This is a genomic window from Pseudoduganella albidiflava, from assembly GCF_004322755.1.
Lineage (GTDB): Bacteria > Pseudomonadota > Gammaproteobacteria > Burkholderiales > Burkholderiaceae_D > Rugamonas > Rugamonas albidiflava.
The window spans coordinates 2,100,946-2,125,090 of sequence record NZ_CP036401.1 but is presented as its reverse complement, the minus strand read 5'-3'; the positions used below and the strand labels follow the sequence as shown (position 1 = coordinate 2,125,090).

17 protein-coding genes are annotated in these 24,145 nt (G+C 65.4%); all 17 read right to left on the bottom strand.

What is annotated here, in order from left to right:
- The 17 genes from yjfF to EYF70_RS08855 all read right to left on the bottom strand — a co-directional run bounded on the left by yjfF (window position 1) and on the right by EYF70_RS08855 (window position 23,921).
- A complete protein-coding gene (yjfF, locus tag EYF70_RS08935) occupies window positions 1–951 on the bottom strand; it encodes a galactofuranose ABC transporter, permease protein YjfF (protein WP_131148985.1) in 951 nt (316 codons plus the stop codon).
- Window positions 952–1,001: 50 nt separating this feature from the next.
- Window positions 1,002–2,099, bottom strand: coding sequence for an ABC transporter permease (locus tag EYF70_RS08930; RefSeq protein ID WP_131148984.1), 1,098 nt, complete (start codon window positions 2,097–2,099; stop codon window positions 1,002–1,004).
- 11 nt (window positions 2,100–2,110) lie between these two features.
- Window positions 2,111–3,646 (bottom strand): sugar ABC transporter ATP-binding protein, encoded by a 1,536-nt coding sequence (locus tag EYF70_RS08925; RefSeq protein WP_229420773.1) that lies wholly within the window; start codon window positions 3,644–3,646, stop codon window positions 2,111–2,113.
- A 14-nt stretch (window positions 3,647–3,660) separates the two neighbouring features.
- Complete coding sequence (locus EYF70_RS08920) at window positions 3,661–4,623, bottom strand: ABC transporter substrate-binding protein (protein WP_131145082.1); 963 nt, start codon at window positions 4,621–4,623, stop codon at window positions 3,661–3,663.
- Window positions 4,624–4,765: 142 nt separating this feature from the next.
- Window positions 4,766–7,123: a glycoside hydrolase family 127 protein gene (locus EYF70_RS08915; RefSeq protein WP_131145081.1), complete on the bottom strand. Its 2,358-nt coding sequence runs from the start codon at window positions 7,121–7,123 to the stop codon at window positions 4,766–4,768.
- Between the two features lie 190 nt (window positions 7,124–7,313).
- Window positions 7,314–8,336, bottom strand: coding sequence for an arabinan endo-1,5-alpha-L-arabinosidase (locus tag EYF70_RS08910; RefSeq protein WP_229420772.1), 1,023 nt, complete (start codon window positions 8,334–8,336; stop codon window positions 7,314–7,316).
- Between the two features lie 22 nt (window positions 8,337–8,358).
- Complete coding sequence (locus EYF70_RS08905; RefSeq protein WP_131145079.1) at window positions 8,359–9,900, bottom strand: glycoside hydrolase family 43 protein; 1,542 nt, start codon at window positions 9,898–9,900, stop codon at window positions 8,359–8,361.
- A 4-nt stretch (window positions 9,901–9,904) separates the two neighbouring features.
- Window positions 9,905–11,452 (bottom strand): alpha-N-arabinofuranosidase, encoded by a 1,548-nt coding sequence (locus EYF70_RS08900; protein ID WP_131145078.1) that lies wholly within the window; start codon window positions 11,450–11,452, stop codon window positions 9,905–9,907.
- A 22-nt stretch (window positions 11,453–11,474) separates the two neighbouring features.
- Window positions 11,475–13,460 (bottom strand): glycoside hydrolase family 97 protein, encoded by a 1,986-nt coding sequence (locus EYF70_RS08895; protein ID WP_131145077.1) that lies wholly within the window; start codon window positions 13,458–13,460, stop codon window positions 11,475–11,477.
- A gap of 247 nt (window positions 13,461–13,707) precedes the next feature.
- A complete protein-coding gene (locus EYF70_RS08890; RefSeq protein WP_131145076.1) occupies window positions 13,708–14,475 on the bottom strand; it encodes an SDR family NAD(P)-dependent oxidoreductase in 768 nt (255 codons plus the stop codon).
- Window positions 14,476–14,566: 91 nt separating this feature from the next.
- Window positions 14,567–16,135 carry an aldehyde dehydrogenase (NADP(+)) gene (locus EYF70_RS08885; RefSeq protein WP_229420771.1) on the bottom strand — a complete coding sequence of 523 codons (1,569 nt, stop codon included), beginning with the start codon at window positions 16,133–16,135 and terminating at the stop codon, window positions 14,567–14,569.
- Window positions 16,136–16,146: 11 nt separating this feature from the next.
- The gene (gene araD1, locus EYF70_RS08880) at window positions 16,147–17,127 is read right to left on the bottom strand and encodes an AraD1 family protein (protein ID WP_131145074.1); all 981 of its coding nucleotides are present in this window, start codon (window positions 17,125–17,127) and stop codon (window positions 16,147–16,149) included.
- Window positions 17,128–17,262: 135 nt separating this feature from the next.
- Window positions 17,263–19,005, bottom strand: coding sequence for an IlvD/Edd family dehydratase (locus EYF70_RS08875; RefSeq protein ID WP_131145073.1), 1,743 nt, complete (start codon window positions 19,003–19,005; stop codon window positions 17,263–17,265).
- Window positions 19,006–19,234: 229 nt separating this feature from the next.
- Window positions 19,235–20,299: an aldose epimerase family protein gene (locus EYF70_RS08870; protein WP_131145072.1), complete on the bottom strand. Its 1,065-nt coding sequence runs from the start codon at window positions 20,297–20,299 to the stop codon at window positions 19,235–19,237.
- A gap of 54 nt (window positions 20,300–20,353) precedes the next feature.
- A complete protein-coding gene (locus EYF70_RS08865; protein ID WP_229420770.1) occupies window positions 20,354–21,301 on the bottom strand; it encodes a glycoside hydrolase family 43 protein in 948 nt (315 codons plus the stop codon).
- A gap of 277 nt (window positions 21,302–21,578) precedes the next feature.
- On the bottom strand, window positions 21,579–22,544 hold the full coding sequence (locus EYF70_RS08860) for a glycoside hydrolase family 43 protein (protein ID WP_131145070.1): 966 nt from the start codon (window positions 22,542–22,544) through the stop codon (window positions 21,579–21,581).
- 24 nt (window positions 22,545–22,568) lie between these two features.
- The gene (locus EYF70_RS08855; protein WP_131145069.1) at window positions 22,569–23,921 is read right to left on the bottom strand and encodes an MFS transporter; all 1,353 of its coding nucleotides are present in this window, start codon (window positions 23,919–23,921) and stop codon (window positions 22,569–22,571) included.
- Between the last annotated feature and the right edge of the window lie 224 nt (window positions 23,922–24,145).

The following is a 24,145-nucleotide window of genomic DNA, read 5'->3' as shown; positions in this document are numbered from 1 at the left end:
TCAGGATTGTTGCGAGCGGGCGGACAGCAGTCGTTGCACCACGCAGAACAGGAACAGCAGGCCGCCGATGACGATCTTGGTCCACCAGGAACTCAGGGTACCGTCGAAGGCGATCAGGGTCTGGATCGTGCCGAGCACCAGCACGCCGGACAGGGCGCCGGCCACATAGCCGTAGCCACCGGTCAGCAGGGTGCCGCCGATGACGACCGCGGCGATCGCATCGAGCTCGGTGCCCTGCGCATGCTGGCCATAGCCGGACAGCATGTAGAACGCGAACAGCACGCCGCCCAGCGCGGCGCAGAAGCCGGAAAACGCGTACACGCCGATCTTGGTGCGCGCCACGTCCAGGCCCATCATCAATGCCGACTGCTCGTTGCCGCCGATGGCGTAAACGCCACGGCCGAAGGCGGTGCGGCGCGAGGCCCAGATGGCGACGGCCAGCACGGCCAGCGCGATGGCGGCCGATGGCGAGATGAAGCCGCCAATGAAGGGTATCTGCGTCTGCGACGCGGCCACGAACAGCGGATCCTCGATGGTGATCGATTCGATGCTGATCAGGTAGCACAGGCCGCGCGCCAGGAACATGCCGGCCAGCGTGACGATGAACGGCTGCAGCTGGAAATAGTGGATCAGCGCGCCCTGGAAGGCGCCGAACACGGCGCCGAAGGCCAGCACGATGGCGATCACCGCCAGCGGGTTCCAGCCGGCGTTCAACAGCCAGGCCGCGATCATCGTCGTCAGCGCCAGCACGGAACCCACCGACAGGTCGATGCCGCCGGCCAGGATCACATAGCCCATGCCCACCGCGATCACCAGCAGGTGCGCATTGTCGATCAGCAGGTTCAGCATCACCTGCCCGGACAGGAAGCCTTCGTAGGCGCCGCCGCCAGCGGCCAGCAGCACCACCAGCAGGATCACGGTGACGAGCGACGTGAACCACGGTGCGCTCATGATGTTGGGGCGCGCCGCGCCGGCGGCGCCGCTGCCCATGGTTGCGGTGTTCATTTGCGGCCCTTCCACAGCTTCTGGAAACCCGTCGACTGCGACAGGCACACGATGAATACGACGATCGCCTTGACGACCATGTTCACTTCCGGCGGCACGCCCAGCGAGTAGATGGTCCACGTCAGCGTCTGGATGATCAGCGCGCCGATCATGCTGCCCACCAGGCTGAACTTGCCGCCGGCCAGCGACGTGCCGCCCAGCGTGACGGCCAGGATGGCGTCCAGTTCCAGCAGCAGGCCGGCGTTGTTCGCATCGGCGCTCTTGATGTTCGAGCTGATCATCAGGCCGGCCATGCCGGCGCAGGTGGAGCAGAACACGTAGGTGAAGAAGATCAGCGTGGCGGTGCGGATGCCGGCCAGCCGCGCGGCCACCGGGTTGATGCCCACCGACTGGATGAACAGGCCCAGTGCCGTCTTCTTCAGCAGCAGCCCCACCACCAGCAGCACGGCCGCCACCACCCACAGCGAGAACGGCAGGCCAAGCAGGTAGCCGCTGCCGAGGAAGAAGAACGGCTCGTAGTACACGGTAACGATCTGGCCATCCGTGAACAGCTGGGCCAGGCCGCGGCCGGCCACCATCAGGATCAGCGTGGCCACGATCGGCTGCAGCTTCAGGCCGGCCACCAGCACGCCGTTCCAGGCGCCGCACAGGATCGCGATGCCGAGCGCGGCGGCCAGCGCCAACGGCATCGGCGTGTTCGCCACGTACTCGGGCTGGCCGTTGTTGATGACCATCGTGCCGCCGATCAGCATCGCGGCCACGGTGCCGGAGAGCGCTACCACCGCCCCTACCGAGATATCGATGCCGCGCGTGGCGATCACCAGCGTCATGCCCAGCGCCGCCAGCATCAGCGGCGCGGCGCGGTTCAGGATGTCGATCAGCGGACCATACAGGTGGCCATCCTTGATCTCCAGGCTCAGGAAGCCGGGAATGAAGATGATGTCCAGCACCAGCAGGGCCGCCAGCGCCAGGATCGGCTTGGCCAGCGAATGCGACAGCAGCGAAGCCCTGGCTGGTGCGGCTTTCGTGGCTGCAGGAGGGGTCGATGGGCCGGATGCGCCGGACGGTCCCGGCGCGGGCGCCGGCGGCGCCATGTTTGCTTGCGTCATGCGCGAATTCCTTCCACTTCCTCTCCCGCGATCACCTGCAGCACGGTCTGGTCGTCCAGGTCGCCGCGCACGTACTCGCCGCACTTCTCGCGGTCGCGCAGCACCACCATGCGGTCGCTGCAGCGCAGCACCTCCGGCAGTTCGGACGAGATGAACAGCACCGACATGCCTGTCTTGCACAGCGTGGTCACGTAATCCATGATCTCGCCCTTGGCGCGCACGTCGATGCCGCGCGTGGGTTCGTCGAGGATCATCAGCTTCGGATCGGTGGCCAGCCAGCGCGCCAGCAAGACTTTCTGCTGGTTGCCGCCGGACAGCGTGCCGATCGGGGTCTCGATGCTGGCCGTCTTGATGCCCAGCCATTTCACGTAGTTCTCGGCGATCTCCTGCTGCAGCTTCATCGGGATCGCGCGCATCACGCCGGCCCGCGCCTGCATCGCCAGGATCAGGTTTTCCCGCACCGACAGCGACAGGATCGCGCCTTCGTGCTTGCGGTCTTCCGAGCAGAAGCCGATGCCGGCGGCGATGGCGTCGCGCGGCGTGTCGAAGCGGCCGCTCTTGCCGCCGATCGTGATGCTGCCCGTATCGGCCTTGTCGGCGCCGAACAGCAGGCGCGCCAGTTCCGTGCGGCCGGAGCCGAGCAGGCCGACCAGGCCGAGCACCTCGCCCTGCTTCACTTCCGCGTCGACCGGCTTCAGGGCGCCGCGGCGGCCCAGGCCATTCATGGTCAACAGCGTCGTCATCGGCGCGCCGCCTTGAGCCTGCTGCGCGCTCGGCGCCGCTTCCTCGGCCTGCTGGGCCGGCGCGCCGATCATCTTGTTCACCAGCGCCAGGCGGGACAGCTCGCTGGCCGGATACTCGCCTTCCCGTTCGCCGTTGCGCATCACGGTGATGCGGTCGGAAATCGCGTAGGTCTGGTCCAGGAAGTGCGTGACGAACAGGATCGCCATGCCCTCCCCGCGCAGGCGGCGCAGCACGCGGAACAGCAGCTGCACTTCCGCCTCGTCGAGACTGGAGGTCGGCTCGTCGAGGATCAGCACTTTCGCGGACGTGTTCAGTGCGCGCGAGATCGCCACCATCTGCTGGATCGCCAGCGAATAGCGCGCCAGCGGCTGCGTCACGTCGATGTCCACTTCCAGCTGGCGCAGCATGGTGGCCGCCTGGTCGCGCATGGCTTTCCAGTCGACGCCGAACCAGCTGCGCGGATAGCGGCCGATGAAGATGTTTTCCGCGACCGACAGGTTAGGGCACAGGTTGACTTCCTGGTACACGGTGGAGATGCCCAGTTCCTGGGCCTCCAGCGTGGAGTCTGGCCGGATCGGCTGGCCGTCGAGCACCATCGTGCCCTCGTCCGGCGTGTACACCCCCGTCAGCACCTTGATCAGCGTGGACTTGCCAGCGCCGTTCTGGCCCATCAGCGTGTGCACCTCGCCCGGATACAGGCGCAGGCCGGCGTTGGACAGCGCCTTCACGCCGGGGAACGATTTGTGGATGCCGGTCAGTTCCAGTACCGGCGCGCGGTCAGCCGCCATGCCTGCCGCCGACATCAGTATTTACGGTTCGGGAATTCTTTCAGCGCGACTTCGGCGGGGAACACGCGCTCCTCGACGACCAGGCGCTTGGGCACCTGCTTGCCGGCCTTGACATCCTTGGCGGTCTGCATCAGCAGCGGACCAAGCAGCGGATTGCATTCCACCGTCACGTTCAGCTTGCCCTGGATCATGGCTTCGAACGCGCCGCGCACGCCGTCGACGGAGACGATGACGATATCCTTGCCCGGTTTCAGGCCCGCTTCCTCGATGGCCTGGATCGCGCCGATCGCCATGTCGTCGTTGTGCGCGTACAGCACGTTGATGTTCTTGCCGTGCGCCTTCAGGAACGCTTCCATCACTTCCTTGCCCTTGGCGCGGGTGAATTCGGCGGTCTGCGTGCGCAGCATCTTCAATTGCGCATTGCCCTTGGTGACTTCCTCGAAACCGGTCTTGCGGTCGATCGCCGGCGCCGAACCCACGGTGCCCTGCAGCTCCACCACATTGAAGGTCTTGCCCGGCTGCTTCTTGGCGTATTCGTTCAGCCAGCGGCCGGCGCGGCGGCCTTCCTCGACGAAGTCGGAACCGATCAGCGTCACGTACAGCGACTTGTCGGCCACGTTCACGTCGCGGTCGGTCAGGATCACGGGGATGTTGGCGGCCTTGGCTTCGCGCAGCACGGTGTCCCAGCCCGATTCCACCACCGGCGAGAACGCGATCACGTCCACTTTCTGGGCGATGAAGGAGCGGATCGCCTTGACCTGGTTTTCCTGGCGCTGCTGCGCATCGGCGAACTTCAGGTTGATGCCGGCCTTCTTGGCCGCATCCTTGACGGAAACGGTATTCGCGGTGCGCCACTCGGATTCGGCGCCGACCTGCGAGAAGCCCATCACGAGGGGTTTGGCCGCCATGGCGGGGAAGGCGGCGCCGGCCAGGGCGAATGCCGCTGCGGCGATGAAAGTCCTGCGCTGTACAGTCATGCGTGTCTCCGTGCTGTGATGTTGCTGATTCAATTTGCGGGTGCAACAAATGAATTGGTTGCAATTATTCTTTTGCGGCTATGGTAGAAGAATTTGCCATGCCGAACCAATATATTTTTAACAGACTGCCATATCTTTTTTGTTATCGCAGCAGCCGTAATCCGTACAGGCCACCGGCGATCGAACCGGGTTGCGCGACGAATTTCAGTTCGACCTTCTTGCCCAGGCCTTCCGGCAGCGCGAAATCGCGGGTATAGAACTCGCTGTCCTCTCTTTTCAGTTCCAGCGCCGCCAGCGGCTTGCCGCCGACGACGATGTCGAACCTGCGGCCGGCATCGGCGGAGGCGAACGTCAGGCGCAGGATTTTCGCCTCTCCTTTCGGGTTGTTCAACACGTAGCTGAACCAGCCGGTGGCGTGGCGCCAGTGGCGGCCGGCGTGGATGCCGGCATCCGCGCCCTCCCCCTTGAAGCCATGGTCCGACTCGGGCTGCTGCTCGCCCGGCGCCACCTGGTCGATGGTGCGGGCATTCAGCGCCAGGCGTTCCTTTTCCTCCTGCGCGGTCTGTTCCTGCAGCGCCGCATAGCCGGACGGCGTGGAGCGCTGCCAGTACATCGTGTAGCGCGCGTCGTGCAGGCGGAAGAACGGCACCAGCTTGAGCTGGGCCGCGTTACCTTGCCCGCGGATCAGGTCCGGCGCCGTGAATGTCAGCGGCTGGCCTTTCACCGGCTTGATCTTGCTGGTGAAATCCTTCGCATCGGAGACGAGCATCGGCGCGGCGCCCAGCGGGCAGATCTCGCCCTTGGCGATGTGGCCCATGCGCGAATCGTCGGCCTGCACGTTCAGCTTCTCGTCCCTGAATTTTTCGTCCAGGATCGGCGCGGTCTTCGCGGCCAGCACGATCGGCCCGTGCAGCACCGCGTACCAGTTCGACTTGTCCGGCATCTGCTCAAGGCGGGTCGTCATCGGCAGCTTCAGCTCGACCGTGTCGCCGTCGCGCCATTCGCGGTCGATGCTCACGTAGCCGTCCGTGCCGGCCACGGCCTTCACGGGCCTGCCGTTCACCTTCACCTTCAGTGCACCGCTTGCCACCCAGGCGGGATGGCGCAGTTTCATCGCAAACTTGCCGGTGCCGTGCACGGTGATGCGGGTGCTTTCCTCATCCGGGAAGCTGGTGGCCTGCGTGATGCGCACGTTCTTCTCGGCCCACGCCAGCTCGGACGGAATGAACAGGTTGACGAACAGCGCATCCGCCTCTTTCGCGTAGATGAACTGCCCGTACTTGGCATGGCTTTCGATGCCGGAGCCGACGCAGCACCACATGCCCTTGTCCACCTGCGAATACACGCGGTAGTGGTTCGGGCGCATCGGCGTGAAGTACACGAAGCCGCCCGTCTGCGGATGCTGCGACGACAGGATGTGGTTGTACAGCGCCCGCTCGTAGTAGTCGCCGTAGCGCGATTGCGGCTTGTCGGCGAACAGCAGCTCGGTGAGCTTGAGCATGTTGTACGTGTTGCAGGTTTCCGGACCTTCCACGTCGTCGATCATCGGACCGAAGTCCTTGTGGTCGTGGAAGTGCTCGCGCACGCTGTTGCCGCCGATCGCCACGCTGCGGTTGTCGACCACGGTCTGCCAGAAGAAGCGTGCCGCGTCGCGCATGCTCCGGTCGTTGGCCAGCGTGCCGACGCGCTCGAAGCCGATCACTTTCGGGATCTGCGTATTGGCGTGCAGGCCGGTCAGCTGGTCCTTCCCCTGCGCCAGGGGATCGAACACGGCGCGGTGCGAGAAGCGTTTCGCCAGCTCCAGGTACTTGCTGTCGCCGGTGATCTCGGCCACGTCGGCCAGCACTTCGTTCATGCCGCCGTGCTCCGCGCGCAGCATGGCCTGCATCTGCGTGTCGGACAGCTTCGCCGTCAGGGCCAGCGCCCAGTCCGCGTAGGCGACCAGCATCGTTTTCGCCTGCTGGTTGCCGCCGATCCGGTACGCATCGCGCAGGCCGGCAAAGGTCTTGTGCAGGTTGTACCAGGGCACCCACTTGCCGTTGACGGAGAAATTATCCGCGTGCAGCTCGCCCCTGGCGATCCTGTCCAGCGCTTCCTTCCCGCCCGGCACGCCGCCCAGGTAGCCGTCGCCGCCGGCATCCTGGCAGCGTTTCAGCTCGCGCACGAAGTAGTCCAGGCGCTCCTTCACCTGCGGGTCGCCGGTCGACGCATGCATCAGCGCCAGCGCCGTCAGGTAATGCCCGCCCATGTGCCCATCCAGGCCGCTGGATTCCCAGTTGCCGTACGACTGCTTCACCGCCGGCAAGCCCGCCTCGCGGCGGAACGGCGCCAGCAGGCGATCCGGATCGAGCGCCATCAGGTAGCGCAGGTCGGTCTGCTGGGCTTCCAGGAACAGGCCCGGCGCCAGGCGGACGTCGCGCAATGGGAAGAGATCGGCGGCCTGGGTGGCGCTCGAAGCGCAGAGGGCGGCGGCGAGGGCGAGGTGGCGGAGAGTGAGCATGATTTTCCTTACGGTTCAGCTCGTGTCAGGGGGTCAGGCACCATGACACGGCCTCAGCAATCGATTACCGCCGTGCTCGTGTCAGGGGGGTGGAGCCGGGGTTTCGTGGAGCACTGCTCCACGCCGGCGAAACGGTACCACCTTGCAAGGCGGTACTCCTCCAGGCACCATGACACGGGCTCAGCGGTGGTTACTTCGCGGCCGGCAGCAGCACGCTCTGGTAGCTGTTCAACTGTGCCGGGTCGACGACCGGCCAGCCGGCGGCGTCCCACTTCATGTCCAGCACCTTCAGCTTCTGCCGGTAGTCGTCGCCCGTTTCATAGGCGTGCAGCACGAGCACGTCGCGGCCGTCGAAGGTGTAGGCGCTGTTGTGGCCCAGGCCCACCCACTCGCGGTTGCCCTGGATGACGATCGAGCCGCCGCCCTTGGCCATGTCCTTGCCATCCTTGTCCAGGTAGGGCCCGGTCACGGTCTTCGAGCGGCCGACCACGACGTGGTACGTGCTCTTGGCCTTCTGGCAGCACAGGCCCCACGACGCGAACAGGTAGTAATAGCCGTTCTTGCGGAAGATGAACGGCGCCTCGATTTCCGCCGGCGCGGCCGATTCGTCGGGCTCGAACGCGGGGCGCTCGCGCCGCGCGATGGTATGCCATTCCTGCGGCTCGGCCGGTTTGGTCCAGTCGGCGTTCAGCTTGAACAGCTTCAGGCCCGTCCAGAACGAGCCGAACGACATCCAGCCGTTGCCCTGCTCGTCGGCGATGACGGCCGGGTCGATCGCATTCCACAGGTCGCGGCCCGGCACGGACTGGATCACCATGCCCTGGTCTTCCCACTTGTAGTCGGGCGAGCGCGGGTCCAGCGTCTTGTTGACGGTCACACCCATGCCCGAGGTGTTCTTGCCGAAGCCCGACACCGAGTAGTACAGGTAGAACTTGCCGTTGCGCTGCACGATGTCCGGCGCCCAGATATGCCCGTCGAACGATGGTGCGGCCTTCTTCGCCCACACCGGGTCCTTGGCGAACACGCGGCCTTCCGGACGCCAGTTCTTCATGTCCTTCGAGCTGTAGAACGTGATGCCCGGGCCGGTGGAGAACACGTAGTAAGTGTTGCCGTCCTTGGCCATCACCGGATCGTGCACGCCTATCTGCGCGGCCTGGGCACCGGCGGTGCCCGCCAGCAGCGCGGCCGCTAGTACCAATTTAACAAACGTCATTGAAATCTCCATCCTTGCTTGTTCAGTTGCCCACCCGGGCGCCCCACAGCGACACGCCATCGGCATTCTGCGCCGTGAACGTGACCGTGAACGCATTGGCATTGCCGTTGTACTGCCGGGACAGCACGCCGTTGTACACGGCCGCCGTGCCGTCGACGGCCAGCGCGATGCGGTTGTTGCCCTTGTGCGTCCAGGTTCCCGCCAGCGCGCCACCCAGCTTGCCGTCGGCCGACAAGGTAACGGACTGCGACGGCTTGATGGCTGCCGAAATATCCTTGCCATGGTTGACCAGCTTGTACGACCCGGCGACATCGGCCGCCGCCACCGTGGCCGATGGCGCGCCTGCCGCCTTGGCCAGCGGAACGTAGCGGAACGGCGCGATCACCGGCCAGCCATCCTCGTTGACGAACATCTCGTGCGTGCGCACTTCATGCATTCCGCCGCCACCCGGGAAGCGGGTATGGAAGATGATGAAGTACTGCTTCGTGGCCGGGTCGTAGTAGGTGCTGTTGTGGCCTGGCGAGACGTAGCCGGGCGCCGCGCCGGTCTCGCCGGCGGCCAGCGCGAACTGGTGGTTACCCATCAGCTTCTGGCCGTGTGGCGCGATGCTGGCATCGTCGAACAGCGGCTTGGCCGGATCCGCCTTCACGGTGGCCATGTCGGTGCCCTTCGCATCCACATACGGGCCGTCGGCATGGCGCGAGCGCGCCACCCGCACGTTGTAGGCACCGTTCGCATCCAGTCCGCCGAAGGAAGTAAACATGTAGTAGTAGCCGGTCTCCGGGCTGTACTGCACGTAGGCGCCTTCGATGCGCGCATGGTTCCCGCCCAGCAGGTGCTTGCCGTAGCCCTGGCCCGGCAGCGGCTTGCCGGTGGCCGGGTCCATCGCCAGGATGAAGATGCCGCCCGAGTACGAGCCGTAGATCATCCACAGCTTGTTGTCCTTGTCGCGGAAGACCTGCGGATCGACCACGTTCGGGTGCTTTACCGGATCGTAGAGCGTGCCGTCGGCGCCCGCCTCGCCCCACATGCCGGACTTGAGGATGATGCCCTTGTCCACATACGGGCCTTCGATCTTGTCGGCCACGGCCACGCCCAGCGCGGAACGGGGCGAGTCGCCCTTGCAGGCGTTGTAGTAGAAGTAGTACTTGCCGTCGTCGAGCCGGATCACGTCCGGCGCCCACAGCGTATCGGACTGCGCCCAGGCGAAGGTTTCCGCCAGCTGCTTCGTCACGTCCGCGAACAGCGGATTGGCGGCGCTGGCGCCGTCGGCGATCTTCGTCCAGTTCATCAGGTCGGTGGACTTGGCTGCCGCCAGGTGCGAGCCGAAGATATAGAACGTGCCGTCCACGCGCACCACGGAAGGATCGTGCACGCTCGCGTTGGCGAACGTGATCGCGGCCTGCTCCGGGGGCAAGGTCGTGGTCGGGACTGTCGGGGTGGTCGGGGACGGCGCCGGAGCAGCCGTCACAGAGGGCGAGCCACTGCCGCCCCCGCCGCCACAGGCGGCGAGGGACAGCAGGCCCGCCGCGGCCAGCGAGGCCGCGAGCGTTCCTGTCTTCATGCGCTTACTCGACGGCGCCGACGATCACCGACTTGGCCGGCAGCTGGACGGTCAGCTTGCCGCCGGCGGCCTGCGCGCTGTAGCTGGCGGGCTTCACGGCGTTCGGCGCATCGAAGGTGTTGTGCGCGTCCATCTTCGCGGCGGTCAGCACCTGGCCGGTGAATTTTGCTGCTGCGGCGGCACCCACGTTGACCGTGACTTCGGTAGCCTTGTTCGGATCCGTGTTTACCAGCGCCAGGTACACCTTGCCATCCTTGGCGCGCGCGGCCGAGGCGCTCACCTGCGGCACCGACTGGCTGCCGGCGCTGTACGTGGTGTTGTTCTCCAGCGCGACCGGCAGCGACGTCGCGTCCTGGAACGGCACGTACATCTTGTAGGCGTGGTAGGTCGGCGTCAGCACCATGCGCGTCTTGTCGGTCAGGATCATCGCCTGCAGCACGTTGACCATCTGCGCGATGTTGGTCATGCGCACGCGGTCGGCATGCTCGTGGAAGATGTTGAAGTTCAGCGCGGCCACGACGGCGTCGCGCAGGCTGTTCTGCTGGTACAGGAAGCCGGCGTTGGTGCCCGGTTCCACGTCATACCAGGTGCCCCACTCGTCGACGAACAGGCCGACCTTCTTCTCCGGATCGTTCTTGTCCATCACGGCCTTGTTGTCGCGGATGAATTTGTCCATCCGCAGCGTGTTCTGCATCGTGCTGAACCACTGGGATTCCGGGAAACCGGTGGCGGCGCCCTTCACTTCCCACTTGCCGGTCGGGATCGTGTAGTAATGGAAGCTCACGCCGGCCATGTCGTTCTTGACTTCGCGCGTCAGCACGTCGGCCCACTTCACGTCGTCCGTATGGCCACCGCTGGCGATGATCTTCGGCTTGTATTCCTGCGGCGCGCGGATGAAGGTCGTGGTGTTCTTGTACAGATTGGCGTAGTGCTCGGGGTTCATGTTGCCGCCGCAGCCCCACATCTCGTTACCGACGGCGAAGAAGTCCACCTTCCACGGCTTGTCGCGGCCGTTCTTGCGGCGCATCTCGGCCAGGGTCGACTTGCTCGGCGACGTCATGTATTCGATCCACTCGCTCATTTCCTGCACGGAGCCGGTGCCCAGGTTGCCGTTGATGTACACCTGGGAACCCAGCAGCTCGGCCAGGTCGAAGAATTCGTGGGTGCCGACCGCGTTGTCCTCGGTGACGTTGCCCCAGTTGGTGTTGACCTTCACCGGACGCTTGTTGCGCGGGCCGATGCCGTCCTTCCAGTGGTACTCGTCGGCGAAGCAGCCGCCCGGCCAGCGCACCAGCGGCACGCGCAGTTCCTTCAGCGCGCCGACCACGTCGTTGCGCCAGCCCTTGGTGTTGGGGATCTTCGAATTCGGGCCCACCCACATGCCTTCGTAGATGCCGGTGCCCAGGTGTTCGGCGAACTGGCCATACACGTTCTTGTCGATGACGGGGCCCGGCTTGGCCGTGTCGATGGTGACGGCAACTTGCGCGAAGGCGCTGCCGCAAACGGCCAGCGCGGTTGTCACGCTGATGGCGAGGATGGTGCGTTTGATCATGAACGATCTCCTGATATGGTTTTTATTCGAAGACGGCAACGAAGCCGCCCCGTGCTTTCAGCCTGATGCTGGTTTTTCTCGATGCCTTGAGGTCCGACTGCGCGAAGGCGCGTTCCGTGGCGCCGTCGGTAATGAGCTTGCCGAGGATGGACTTACCGATGACGGGCCTGCCGGCATTGGGCTTCCCGGCATTGCCGATGAAGGACAGGTCCAGCGTGACGTTGCGCTCCTGCGCGGCGCCGTTGAAACCGGCCACGTACCACTTGCCGCCGGCCTGCCGGGCGATCACGGCGAACTTGCCCGGTTCGCCGGCGATGAAGCGGCTGTCGTCCCACCGCGCCGGCAACGCGCGCAGGAAGTCCTTCACGTAATCGGGCACGCCGGCCATGCCTTGCGGGACCTCGGCGAAATGCTGGATGCCGGACACGAACAGCACCGATTCGGCCAGCTCGAAGCCGTTGCGGGTGGCGCGGCGGATCTTCGGGATGTCGCCGAACACCATCGGCGTGAAGTCCATCGGGTCGAACAGGTTGCGCGTGAACGGGAGCATGGCCGCGTGGCCGGCGACCGGGTCCTGGTCCTTCTGGTCGAAGGTGCCGAACTCGAAGCCGCGTACCGCTTCCGCCGTGACCAGGTTCGGCCAGGTGCGCGACCAGCCGCGCGGCAAGGTGGCGCCATGGAAGTTCACCAGCAGCTGTGCGTCGTAGGCGTCGCGCAGGATCCCCACGTAGTAGTCGATCATCGACTGGCCATCGCCGCCGAAGAAGTCGACCTTGATGCCCTTCACGCCCATCGTGCGCAGTTTCGCGAACTCGGCGCGGCGGTCGGCGGAGGTCAGCAGCTTGCCGCGCGGCGTCATGTCGGTATCGTTCCAGGCGCCGGCCGAGTTGTACCAGACCAGGATGCCGACATTTTTCGGCCTGGCGTACTCCACCAGCTCTCTCACTTTGTCGTAACCGATCTTCTGGTCCCAGTAGGCATCGATCAGCGTGTATTCCCAGCCCATGTCGGCGGCATAGTCGATGAACTGCTTTTGCGTGCCGAAGGTGGTGAAGTCATCCTTCAGGATGGCCCAGCTCCACGACGACTGGCCCGGCTTCACCCAGTCGGGAATGCCCTCCCGGGAGGGCATGGCCAGGTCGGTGCCCAGCGTGGAATCGACCACGGTGGCCAGGCTGCCGATCGCCAGTACGCGCCACGGCGTGGTCAGCTGGCCCTGCGCGGTGGGCAGCAGCGCGCCGTCGGTGAAGGTCTCCTGTGCCGCCGGGCCGGCGATGCGGTACACGCCGCCCGGCGATTGCGCGGCCAGGCGCGACGCGTGGAACGTGCCATCCAGGTTCGCCTCGGTCAGCGCAACGTAGGTGTCGCCGGTACGGAAAAGCGCCGGGAAGACCCAGCCGGCCCCCATCGGCGCCGCGGTGCCCACCGGGATATCCACCCGGTAGTGCTCTTCGTACGAAGGATTGGTGCGCGCGAAGCCAGTCTTGGCGACGGACATCGGCTGCAGCCAGGCGCGCGCGCCGGCCGGGAACGCGAACGAGGTCGCTTCGCCGGCGAACTTCAGCTCAGGCGCGCGTGCCGTGTAGCGGAAGGCCACGCCGTCGTTCGACACGCGGAACGTGATCTCCAGCGGCTGCTTTTCATTGTTCAGGTAGCGCCAGGTGCGCTCGTTGGCGGCATACGTGACGTGGCGGCGCTTGCCGGACACCAGCTCGTACTGCTCGCTGATGGAGCGCTCGGCCGACACCTCCTGGGCACTGAGCCGCTTCGTGAAATCGGCGCCGTCGAACGACAGGCCCAGCGCCGAATCCCGCAACACCGGCTTGCCGGCGCGGGCGATGCGGTAGGTGACGCCGCCATCCTTCGCCTGCGCGACGGTGACGGCCAGCTTGCCGTCCGGGCTCGTGACGGTTTGCTGGGAAGGCTGCGCAAATGCAAATGCAAAGGACGGCGCGGCAACAAGTGCCGACGCCGCCAGTATCCGGTACAGGGCAGGTTTCATGGTCATGAACAATGAAAAGCGCCGCTACGCGCGGCGTGCTGCGATCGGAACTACAAGGCGAGCAAGCGTGGCTGAGTCCGTGTCATGGTGCCTGGAAGGAGTACTGCCTTGCAAGGCAGTACCGTTCCGCCGGCGCGGAGCGATGCTCCACGAATTCCCGGCTTCACCCCCCTGACACGGACTCAGCCATGTCATCGCGCTTGAGCACGTGTCATGGTGCCTGACCCCCTGACACAGGCTCGGCCGCAGAGACTCAAACCCAGCCGGCGTCGACGATGAATTCCTGGCCCGTGCACATGGCGCTGTCGTCGGCGCCGAGGTACAGGATCATCGACGCCACGTGTTCCGGCATCAGCTTGCCCGGCAGGCACTGGGCGCGCTTGATCTCCGCTTCGCCGGCCTCGTCGACCCACAGGTCGATCTGGCGCTGGGTCATCACCCAGCCCGGCGTCACGGTATTGACGCGGATGTTGTACGGGCCGAAGTCGCGCGCCAGGCAGCGCGTCAGGCCGATCACGGCGGCCTTGGTGGTGCCGTAGACCGGATAGCCGGCGTTCTTGGCATGCCACGACATCGAGCTGATGTTGATGATCGAGCCGCCGCCTTTCTTCTTCATGCCCGCCAGGACCGACTGGCAGGTGAAGAACATCGGCCGCTGGTTGATGGCGATGCGCTCGTTCCAGTATTCCAGCGTCACTTCTTCCGGCTTGTGGCGCTGGTCGTTGGCGGCGTTGTTGACGAGTACGTCGAAGTCGCCGATCTCGGCCGCCAGTTCGGCGATCGTGTTCTGCAGCGCGGGGATATCCGTGATGTCGCAATAGCGGTACAGCGGCGCCGGGTGGCCGGCGGCCTTGATGCGTTCCACCAGCGCCAGGCTGGCTTCCCTGGCGATGTCTACGAACGCCACGATCGCGCCCTGCTCCGCATACGATGCAACGATCGCTTCACCGATGCCGGTGCCGCCACCGGTGACGAAAACGCGCTTGCCGCGCAGGCTGCCGAACTTGGCAAAATCAGTCATGCTCTGTCTCCCGTTTTTTATGCAACAACGACCGTCATGCCGACGGCCGCTTGTTCAACCACATTGTTCCTGCCGTCGCGTCGACCGGCGCTCATTCCTTGCCCAGCACACCATCGCGGCGTCGCCAGATGTCCAGCGGGTTACCGTCGCGCAGCGCCGCCGGCAGCAGGCGCTGCGGCAGGTTCTGGTAGCACACCGGGCGCAGGAAGCGCAGGATGGCACCGGTACCCACCGAGGTGCTGCGGCCATCGGAGGTGGCCGGGAACGGGCCACCGTGCACCATCGCCGTCGATACTTCCACGCCGGTCGGGAAACCGTTCGCGAGGATGCGGCCGACCTTGCGCTCCAGTGCCGGCAACAGCGTTTCCGCGGCATCGAGGTCGCTTTCCTCCAGCTGCAGCGTGGCGGTCAGCTGGCCTTCCAGGTGATCCGTCACGCGGCGCATTTCCGCCACGTCGCGGCAAGCCACCAGCAGCGACGCCGGGCCGAACACTTCGCCGTGCAGCACCTTCTCGGCCAGGAACGCGTCGGCCGACGTGACGAACAGCGCCGCGCCGCCCTTGCCCACTTCCGGCGCGGCCAGGGCCAGCGTCTTCACGCTTTGCTGGCCGGCCAGCGCGGCCACGCCCTGCTGGTAGGCACTGGCGATACCGGCCGTCAGCATCGGGCTCGCCGCGATGCCACCCAGCGCGGCAGCCGCGGCATGGGCGAAGGCATCGAAGTCCGGGCCGGCGATGCCGAGCACCAGGCCGGGGTTGGTGCAGAACTGGCCCACGCCCAGCGTCAGGGAGCCGGCGAACTGCTGCGCGATCTCGGCGCCGCGCGCCTTCAGGGCGCCCGGCAGCAGGAACAGCGGATTGATGCTGCTCATCTCGGCATAGACGGGGATCGGCTGCGGACGCGCCGCCGCCACCGCCATCAGGGCCAGGCCACCGAAGCGCGAACCGGTGAAGCCCACGGCCTGGATTTCCGGATGCGCCACCAGCTGCTGGCCGATGTCATTGCCCACGCCCGTCAGCAGCGCGAACGTGCCGGCCGGCAGGCCCGCCAGTTCGACGGCTTTCACCACCGCGCGGCCGACCAGCTCGGAAGTGCCAGGGTGCGCCGGGTGCGCCTTCAGCACCACCGGGCAGCCGGCGGCGAATGCGGAGGCGGTATCGCCGCCGGCCACCGAAAACGCCAGCGGGAAATTGGAGGCGCCGAACACGGCCACCGGGCCCACGCCGATCAGGCGATAGCGCAGGTCCGGCCGCGGCGGCGTGCGTTCCGGCAGCGGCGTATCGATGCGCACGTCGCGGTACGAGCCTTCGCGCAGCAGGTCGGCGAACAGCTTCAGCTGGTTGACCGTGCGGCCACGCTCGCCTTCCAGGCGCGCGCGCGGCAGGCCCGTTTCCGCCATCGCGCGCACGATCAGTTCGTCGCCGATGGCCACGATCTGCTCCGCCACGGTCTCGAGGAAGCTGGCGCGCTGCGCGTCGGACGTGGCGCGGAACGTGTCGAACGCCGCGCCGGCCAGGCGGCACGCCTGGTCGATCTGGTCCGCATCGGCCGTGCGGAACGACGGCTCGATGTGGCTGTTCAGGCCCGGGTTCCAGGCCTTGAAGTCGCTGCCGTTGCCTTGCACGGCAACGCCACCGATGAGCGATTCGCCGGTAATCATCGGGCTTCCGATCATAAGGCCTTGACCTGTGCCACCTGGGTTTCGACGACGGTCAGCTTGTTGCGCAGCGCCGGGCCGAAGGCCGGTGCTTCCACTTCGAACGTCTCGCCCGGCTGCACGGAGATGTTGTCCGCGAAGCTCAGCGTGGCGGTGCCGAAGAAGTGCACGTGCACGTCGCCCGGGCGCTTGAACAGCTGGTACTTGAAGTGGTGGTGTTCCAGGTTGGCGATGGTGTGCGACATATTGTTTTCGCCGGACACGAAGGCCTTTTCCCAGCGCACCTTGCCGTCGGTATCGAGCACGCGCGACACGCCGTCGATGTGCGCCGGCAGCTCGCCCACCAGCAGCGCCGGGCCCACGCCGCATACGCGCAGCTTCGAGTGGGCCAGGTACAGGTAGTTCTGGCGTTCCGTCACGTGGTCGGAGAATTCGTTGCCGATCGCGTAGCCCAGGCGGTAAGGCTGGCCATCGTCGCCGATCACGTACAGGCCGGCGATTTCCGGTTCTTCGCCGCCGTCCAGCGCGAAATCGGGCATCGCCAGCGCTTCGTTGGTGGCGGCCACGATCGAACCGTCGCCCTTGTAGAACCATTCCGGCTGCACGCCCGCTTCGCCCGCCGCGGGCTTGCCGCCTTCGACGCCCATGCGGAACATCTTCATCGAGTCCGACAGCGTTTCGACGTCGCCGCCGATCTTCTTGTGCATCGCGTCGCGCGCATCGGCCGAACCCAGGTGCGTCAGGCCGGTGCCGGTCACGTAGGTGTGGGCCGCGTCTTCATGGTCCAGCGGGGCCAGGGGGGTCACGTCGGCATAGGCCACGGTGGTCGAACCGGCCGAGGCTTCGGCCAGCGCGGCCAGGCCCTGCTTGCTGCGGATGGCGGCTTGCGCCAGCGCGTAGGTGGTGGTGAAGCCGTCGATCACGCGCAGCGTGTCGTTTTCCAGGATGCCCACGTGGCGGGCGCCTTCTTTGTTCTTGAATTGTACGAGCAGCATGTCGGAGTCTCCTGGAGCCGTCCGCAACCCGCATGGCCTGCCGGCGCGGACGTCTCGATTGAATTGGGTGCCGGCGCCGCCACGAGGGGGTGGGAGTGGGCAGCGGCGCCGGCGAAAAGTGTCAGTTCGCCAGAATCAGTGCGAGTGCTTGGGCACCTTGGAACCGCGCATGCCGACCAGGAAGTCGAAGTCGCAGCCTTCGTCGGCCTGCAGCACGTGGTCCACGTACAGGCCGGCATAACCGGTCTTCGGCAGGTCGTTCTTCAGCTCGGCGCGGGCGGCCAGGCGGGCAGCCATCTCTTCGTCCGAGATCTCCAGGTCGAGGCGGCCGCCGGCGCAGTCCAGCGACACGATGTCGCCATCCTTGACGATGCCCAGCGGGCCGCCGGCCATTGCTTCCGGCGCCACGTGCAGCACCACGGTACCGTAGGCGGTGCCGCTCATGCGCGCATCGGAAATGCGCACCATGTCCTTGATGCCCTTGGCCAGGATCTTCGGCGGCAGGCCCATGTTGCCCACTTCGGCCATGCCCGGGTAGCCTTTCGGGCCGCAGTTCTTCATCACCAGCACGCAGTTTTCATCGACATCCAGGTCCGGATCCATGATGCGCGTCTTGTAGTGGTCGAAGTCCTCGAACACGATGGCGCGGCCGCGGTGCTGCATCAGGTGCGGCGAGGCGGCGGACGGTTTCAGCACGGCGCCGCGCGGCGCCAGGTTGCCGCGCAGGATGCAGATGCCGCCATCCTTGATCAGCGGGTTGTCCAGCGGGCGGATGACTTCCTCGTCGTAGATCGGCGCATCCTTGTTGTTTTCCCAGATCGTCTTGCCGTTGGCGGTCAGCGCTTCCGGGTTCGGCAGCAGGCCGTTCTCGCCCAGGCGGCGCAGCACGCCCGGCAGGCCGCCGGCGTAGTAGAACTCTTCCATCAGGAAGCGGCCCGACGGCAGCAGGTCGACGACCGTCGGCGTGCCGCGGCCGACGCGGGTCCAGTCTTCCAGCTCCAGCTCCACGCCCATGCGGCCGGCGATGGCCTTCAGGTGGATCACGGCGTTGGTGGAACCGCCGATCGCGGCGTTCACGCGGATCGCGTTTTCAAAGGCTTCCTTGGTCAGGATCTTGGACAGGCGCAGGTCTTCCCACACCATGTCGACGATGCGCATGCCGGACATGTGCGCCAGCACGTAGCGGCGCGCGTCGACGGCGGGAATCGCGGCGTTGTGCGGCAGCGACGTGCCCAGCGCCTCGGCCATGCAGGCCATGGTGGAAGCGGTGCCCATCGTGTTGCAGGTACCGGCCGAGCGGGAGTGGCCCGCTTCGGCGGCCAGGAAGTCGTGCATCGAGATCTCGCCCGCCTTGACCTGCTCGTGCAGCTGCCACACGGCGGTGCCGGAGCCGATGCTCTTGCCGTTCAGTTTGCCGTTCAGCATCGGGCCGCCGGTGACGACGATCGCCGGGATGTCGCACGATGCGGCGCCCATCAGCAGGGCCGGGGTGGTCTTGTCGCAGCCGACCAGCAGCACGACGGCATCCATCGGATTGCCGCGGATCGATTCCTCGACATCCATCGATGCCAGGTTACGGGTCAGCATGGCGGTCGGGCGCAGGTTCGATTCGCCGCTGGAGAACACGGGGAATTCCACCGGCCAGCCACCGGCCTCGATGATGCCTTTCTTGACGTGCTCGGCGATCTTGCGGAAGTGGGCGTTGCAGGGGGTCAGTTCAGACCAGGTGTTGCAGATGCCGATGATGGGCTTGCCCTGGAATTCATGATCGGGAATGCCCTGGTTCTTCATCCAGCTGCGGTACATGAAGCCATTCTTGTCCTGGGTGCCGAACCATTCGGCGGACCGCAGTTTTACGTTCTTTTTCGTCTCAGACATTCGATTCTCCGGGTTGTTCTGCGCCCGGCGAATGGCAATCCTCGTCGAGCTGGTGATGTCCAGAATGTTAAAGAACGGAACGATTCTATTCCAATGAATAAAAAATGGTCAGCGATATGAAAAAAGATATCGGCTCGGAAAAAATTGCCAAAAAAATGGGGACGTACCCCATTTTTCAGGAAATATTTCCCGAAAAATAGGGTACGTCCCCTTTTTTGAAGTAACTAGTTTAGGACTGAACTGTAAACCGGTACAGCGACCGCGTCGAATACGTCTGACCGGGGCGCAGGATGGTGCTCGGGTAGTCCGGGCGGTTCGGCGAGTCCGGGAAGTGCTGCGGTTCCAGGCACAGCGCTTCGCGGTGGCCGAATTGCCAGCCCTTGCCGGTCAGCGAGCCGTCCAGGAAGTTGCCGCTGTAGAACTGGACGCCCGGTTCCTGCGTGTACAGCTCCAGCACGCGGCCGGAGACCGGGTCGCGCAGCGTGGCGGCCAGGCCCAGCACGTTGGAGTCGGGCTTGTTCAGCACGAAGTTGTGGTCGTAGCCGAGGCCATTTTTCAACTGTTCGTCGGCGACATCGATCCGCGAGCCGACGGTACGCGGCGTGCGGAAGTCGAACGGTGTGCCTTCCACGGGCGCCAGCGGCCCCAGCGGGATCGAATCGGCATCGATCGGCGTATAGCGGTCGGCATGGATGGTCAGCTCGTGGTCGAGGATCGACCCGCGGCCGGCCAGGTTGAAATAGGCGTGCTGCGTGAGGTTGACGGGCGTGGCCTTGTCGGTGGTGGCGTGGTACTTCACCAGCAGCTCGTTCGCGTCGTTCAGCTCGTAGGTGACCGTGACTTCCAGCTTGCCCGGGTAGCCATGGTCGCCGTCCGGACTGGTGTAGGTGAGCTTCAGGCCGATCGTCAGGTCCGTCACCAGCGGCACGGCGTGCCATACCTGCCGGTGGAAGCCCAGCGTGCCGCCATGCAGGTGATTCTTGCCATTGTTCACTTCCAGCTGCACCGGCTGGCCATCCAGCACGAAGCGGCCGCCGGCGATGCGGTTGCCGTAGCGGCCGATCAGCGCGCCGAAATACGGCACCGCGTCGGTGAAGTACGGCGCCGCCTCGTCGAAGCCGAAGGTCACGTCCGCCAGGTTGCCCTGCTTGTCCGGCACGTGCAGCTCGGTGATGATGCCGCCGAAGTTGGTGATCTTGACGACCATGCCGCTGCGGTTGCGCAGCGTGTAGAGGCTCAGCGACTGGCCATCCGGCGCGGTGCCGAACGGTTCCTGCTCAATGCTCAATTCCATCCGTAGGTTTTCCTGGAGGCGCCGGCGGGATCGGGCAATCGCTCATCGGCGGCATCAAGCCACCGCGGGCCGGCCAAAGTCCGGCATGCCGTCATCGCACCAACGCAAGGGTTTGACGAAGGTATGGCGATCCGGATTCCACAGGGGATCGCCGTCGATTTCAGTATAAGTCCGCGCATGGTACACCAGGAGCACGGTTGACCCATCCTCGGCCACCGTGAAGCCGGTGTGGCCCGGACCATGGGTGGCGTGCCCGTCACCGGCCTGCAGCACCGGCTCGCGCGACTTGGTCCAGGACGCGGGGTCCAGCAGGTCGGCATCCTCGCCGGCCCACAGCAGGCCCATCGCCTGGTCGTGGCCGGTGGCGCCGGCCGAGTAGCCGATGAAGACCCTGCCGTGCTTCTTCAGCACCGACGGGGCTTCGTTGACGGGCAAGCCACGGCATTCCCAGTCGAATTCCGGCCTGCTCAGCATGACCGGCGCGCCGCCGACCTGCCATGGCGTCGCCATCGGCGCGATGTACAGGTTCGCGCTGCCGTCGGCGCCGCCGTGCTGCTGCGCCCACAGGCCGTACAGCTGGCCCTTGTGCGTGAACGTGGCGGCGTCCAGGCAGGACGTGTCGTTGCCCGTGTCCACCTGCCCCATGAATTCCCACTCGCCGGCAAGCGGATTGGCGCTGGCATTGCGGATCGCGTAGATGCGGTGCCGGGACAGCCTGCCACGCGGCTCGCGCGACGGCGCCGCGGCGAAGTACACGTACCAGGCCCCGCCGCTGAAGTGGATTTCCGGCGCCCTGATCAGTTCGGGGCATGGCCCGCCGGCGCCCTTGCGCCACACGCTGCGCGTCTGCGCCGAGGCCAGGCCTTCGATGGTCTTGGCGCGGCGCAGCTCGACGCGGTCGTACTGCGGCACCGAGGCGGTGAAGTAGTAATAGCCGTCCGTATGGCGGTAGATGCAGGGATCGGCGCGCTGCTCGATCAGCGGTTCGGGGATGTCGCCCACGTCATTCTCCATTTCCAGAAATCCAGCCTGCCACATGGTCGTGCCTCCGCATGCCGTTCGTTACAGTGGAAAACGCCGATGCGTGCCGGAACGGGAAGCCCATCAGCCAGTGGAAGAAGTTCGGGATTACAGTCGAGGAATCGCTGCCTCGGGATGCTGCCTCGGGATGCTGCCACGGGATGCCGCCGCGGGTTGCTGCCTCGGGTTGCTGCCACTGATTGCCGCCCGAGGTTGCCGTCACCGATTGCCGCCAGTCATGCGCCGGCGGCGTGGCGCATCAGGCGATCGACGGCCGGCCGAACACCGGCATGCCCTGCTCGTCCCAGCGCAGCGGCTTCACGAACGTGTGGCGGTCCGGATTCCACAGCGGGTCGCCGATGATCTCGGTGTAGGTGCGCGCGTGGTAGACCAGCATCACGCCTTCGCCATCCTCGGACACCGTGAACGAATTGTGGCCAGGGCCGTAGATGCCGTGTTCCAGGCAGCTTTGCAGCACCGGCTCCTTCGACTTCGTCCACGACGCCGGATCGAGCAGGTCGGCGTTTTCATCGGCCCACAGCAGGCCCATGGCGTATTCGATGCCGGTGCCGCTGGCCGAATACGTGATGAAGATCCTGCCGTTGCGCTTGACCACCGACGGGCCTTCGTTGACCCAGAAACGCTCGATTTCCCAGTCGTACTCGGGCTTGCTCAGCATGACCGGCTTGCCCGCGATGGTCCATGGGTTGCTCATCGGCGCGATGTACAGGTTCGAGTTGCCGCGGATCTCCTTGTCCTTCTGCGCCCACAGGTAGTACAGCTGGCCCTTGTGGGTGAAGGTGGTGGCATCCAGGCAGAACGTATCGATGCCGGTGTCGATCTGCCCCATGAATTCCCACTCGCCTTCCAGCGGATTGGCATTCTGGTTGCGCACGCAGTACATGCGGTGCTGGAACAGGTCATCCTTGATGTCGCGGCTGGGCGCGGCGGCGAAGTACACGTACCACGCGCCTTCGTTGAAATGCAGTTCCGGAGCCCACAGCAATTCGCTGTACGCTCCGCTGTCAGGCTTGGTCCAGACATCCTTCGGCGCCGCCTCGGCCAGGCCGGCGATCGTGGTGGCGCGGCGGATCTCGATGCGGTCGTATTGCGGCACCGAGGCCGTGAAGTAATAGTAGCCGTCGCTGTGGCGGTAGATGTGCGGGTCGGCGCGCTGCAGGATCAGCGGGGACAGTTTTTCAACGGCGGTTTTTTCAGTGGTCATATCTGTTACCTTGGATTTCAATGGTCAGCCGGCTGCGTAGCCGCGCCTGTTCATGTCGGCCTTCAATTCGACATAGTAGGAATCGCTGATGCGGTACTTGAACATGAACAGGCCCATCAGCAGGTGGAAAAAGCCCGGGATCACGGTCAGCATCAGCGCGATGCCGTTCAGCGCATGGGCCGATTGCGTGGCGTTCGGCACATAGTGGAAATAGGTGAACAGGCCGCCGACGATGGCGCCGGCGACGCCCATGCCGGCCTTCTGGCACACCGAGATGCCGCCAAAGGCGAAACCGGAAACGCGCTTGCCCGTCTTCACGTGGCCGTAGTCGATGGTCTCGGCGATGGCCGACCAGAACACCGGAGCATGCAGGTCGACGATGAACGACAGCAGGAAGTACAGGACGAACGCCAGCATCATGTCGCCCGGCTTGACGAACACGTAGATCGCCACGCTGATCAGCGCCACCAGCACCTGCGAGTTGCGGAACAGCTTTACCTTGCAGTAGGACTTGGTGATCCAGGTCGACGCGATCATGGAGATGATCGCTGCCGCCACGCCGGTGGACAGGAAGGCCGACACCACGGTGGCGTCGCCGCCCAGGTAGTACTTGGCATAGTAGATCGCCACCGAGCCGCGGATCACGTAGCCGATGGTGCCTGTCACGCAGGCGCCGCACAGCAGCAGCCACTGGTCGTTCTTCAGCAGCACCTTCAGCTGCGCCCACAGCGACTGGCGTTCCACCACGTGGCGCACGCGCTCGGTGGTCGTGAAGAAGCAGAACAGGAACAGCGCCACGCCCATCGCCGCCATCACGGCCATCGCCGCCTGGTAGCCGGCGGCCGGGCTGCCGTTGCCCCAGCGCTCGGCCAGGATCGGCACGATGATGGTCACCATGAACGCGCCGATCTTGGCGAAGAACAGCCGGTAGCCGTTGGCGGACAGGCGTTCCTGCGGATCGGCCGTCAGCGCGCTGGGCAGGGAAATGTAGGAAACGCCCACGCCGGACGTCATCAGCGTCATCAGGATGTAGGTCGAGTAGGCCCACAGCAGCTTGGCGTCGTACTGGAAGTCCGGCGTCATGAACACGAAGAACACCGAGATCCCGTACGGCACCGCCAGGAACAGGAACCATGGGCGGTAGCGGCCCCACTTGTTGGTATACCGGTCGGTGATCTGGCCCATGGCCAGGTCGGAGATCGCGCCGACCACCTTCACGACCAGCAGCAGCATCGCCAGGTCTTCGACGCGCAGGCCGTAGATGTCGGTATAGAAGAAGGTAATGATCAGCATCATCGACGAGATCACGACGTTCAACGCCATGTCGCCGGCGCCGAAGCCGACCTTCTCCAGCGTGGTGAGTTTCTTAGTCTCCATGTCTTCCTCTTCAATAGCCCGAAAGTCCGGGCTGGAACAGCGGTACTACTACCGCGCCGCGCACGGGGCGCAGGCGCGAACCAATGGGCGGACCGGGCCGGCAAGCGCCGTCGACAGTTCGCACGAAACGTTCGGGATGGAAGAAGTGGAGCCGGGCATGGCGATGCCTGGGGAGATGGGCTTCATGGTCTCCGACGTTTCTTTCTTGTGTATTGCTTAATCTT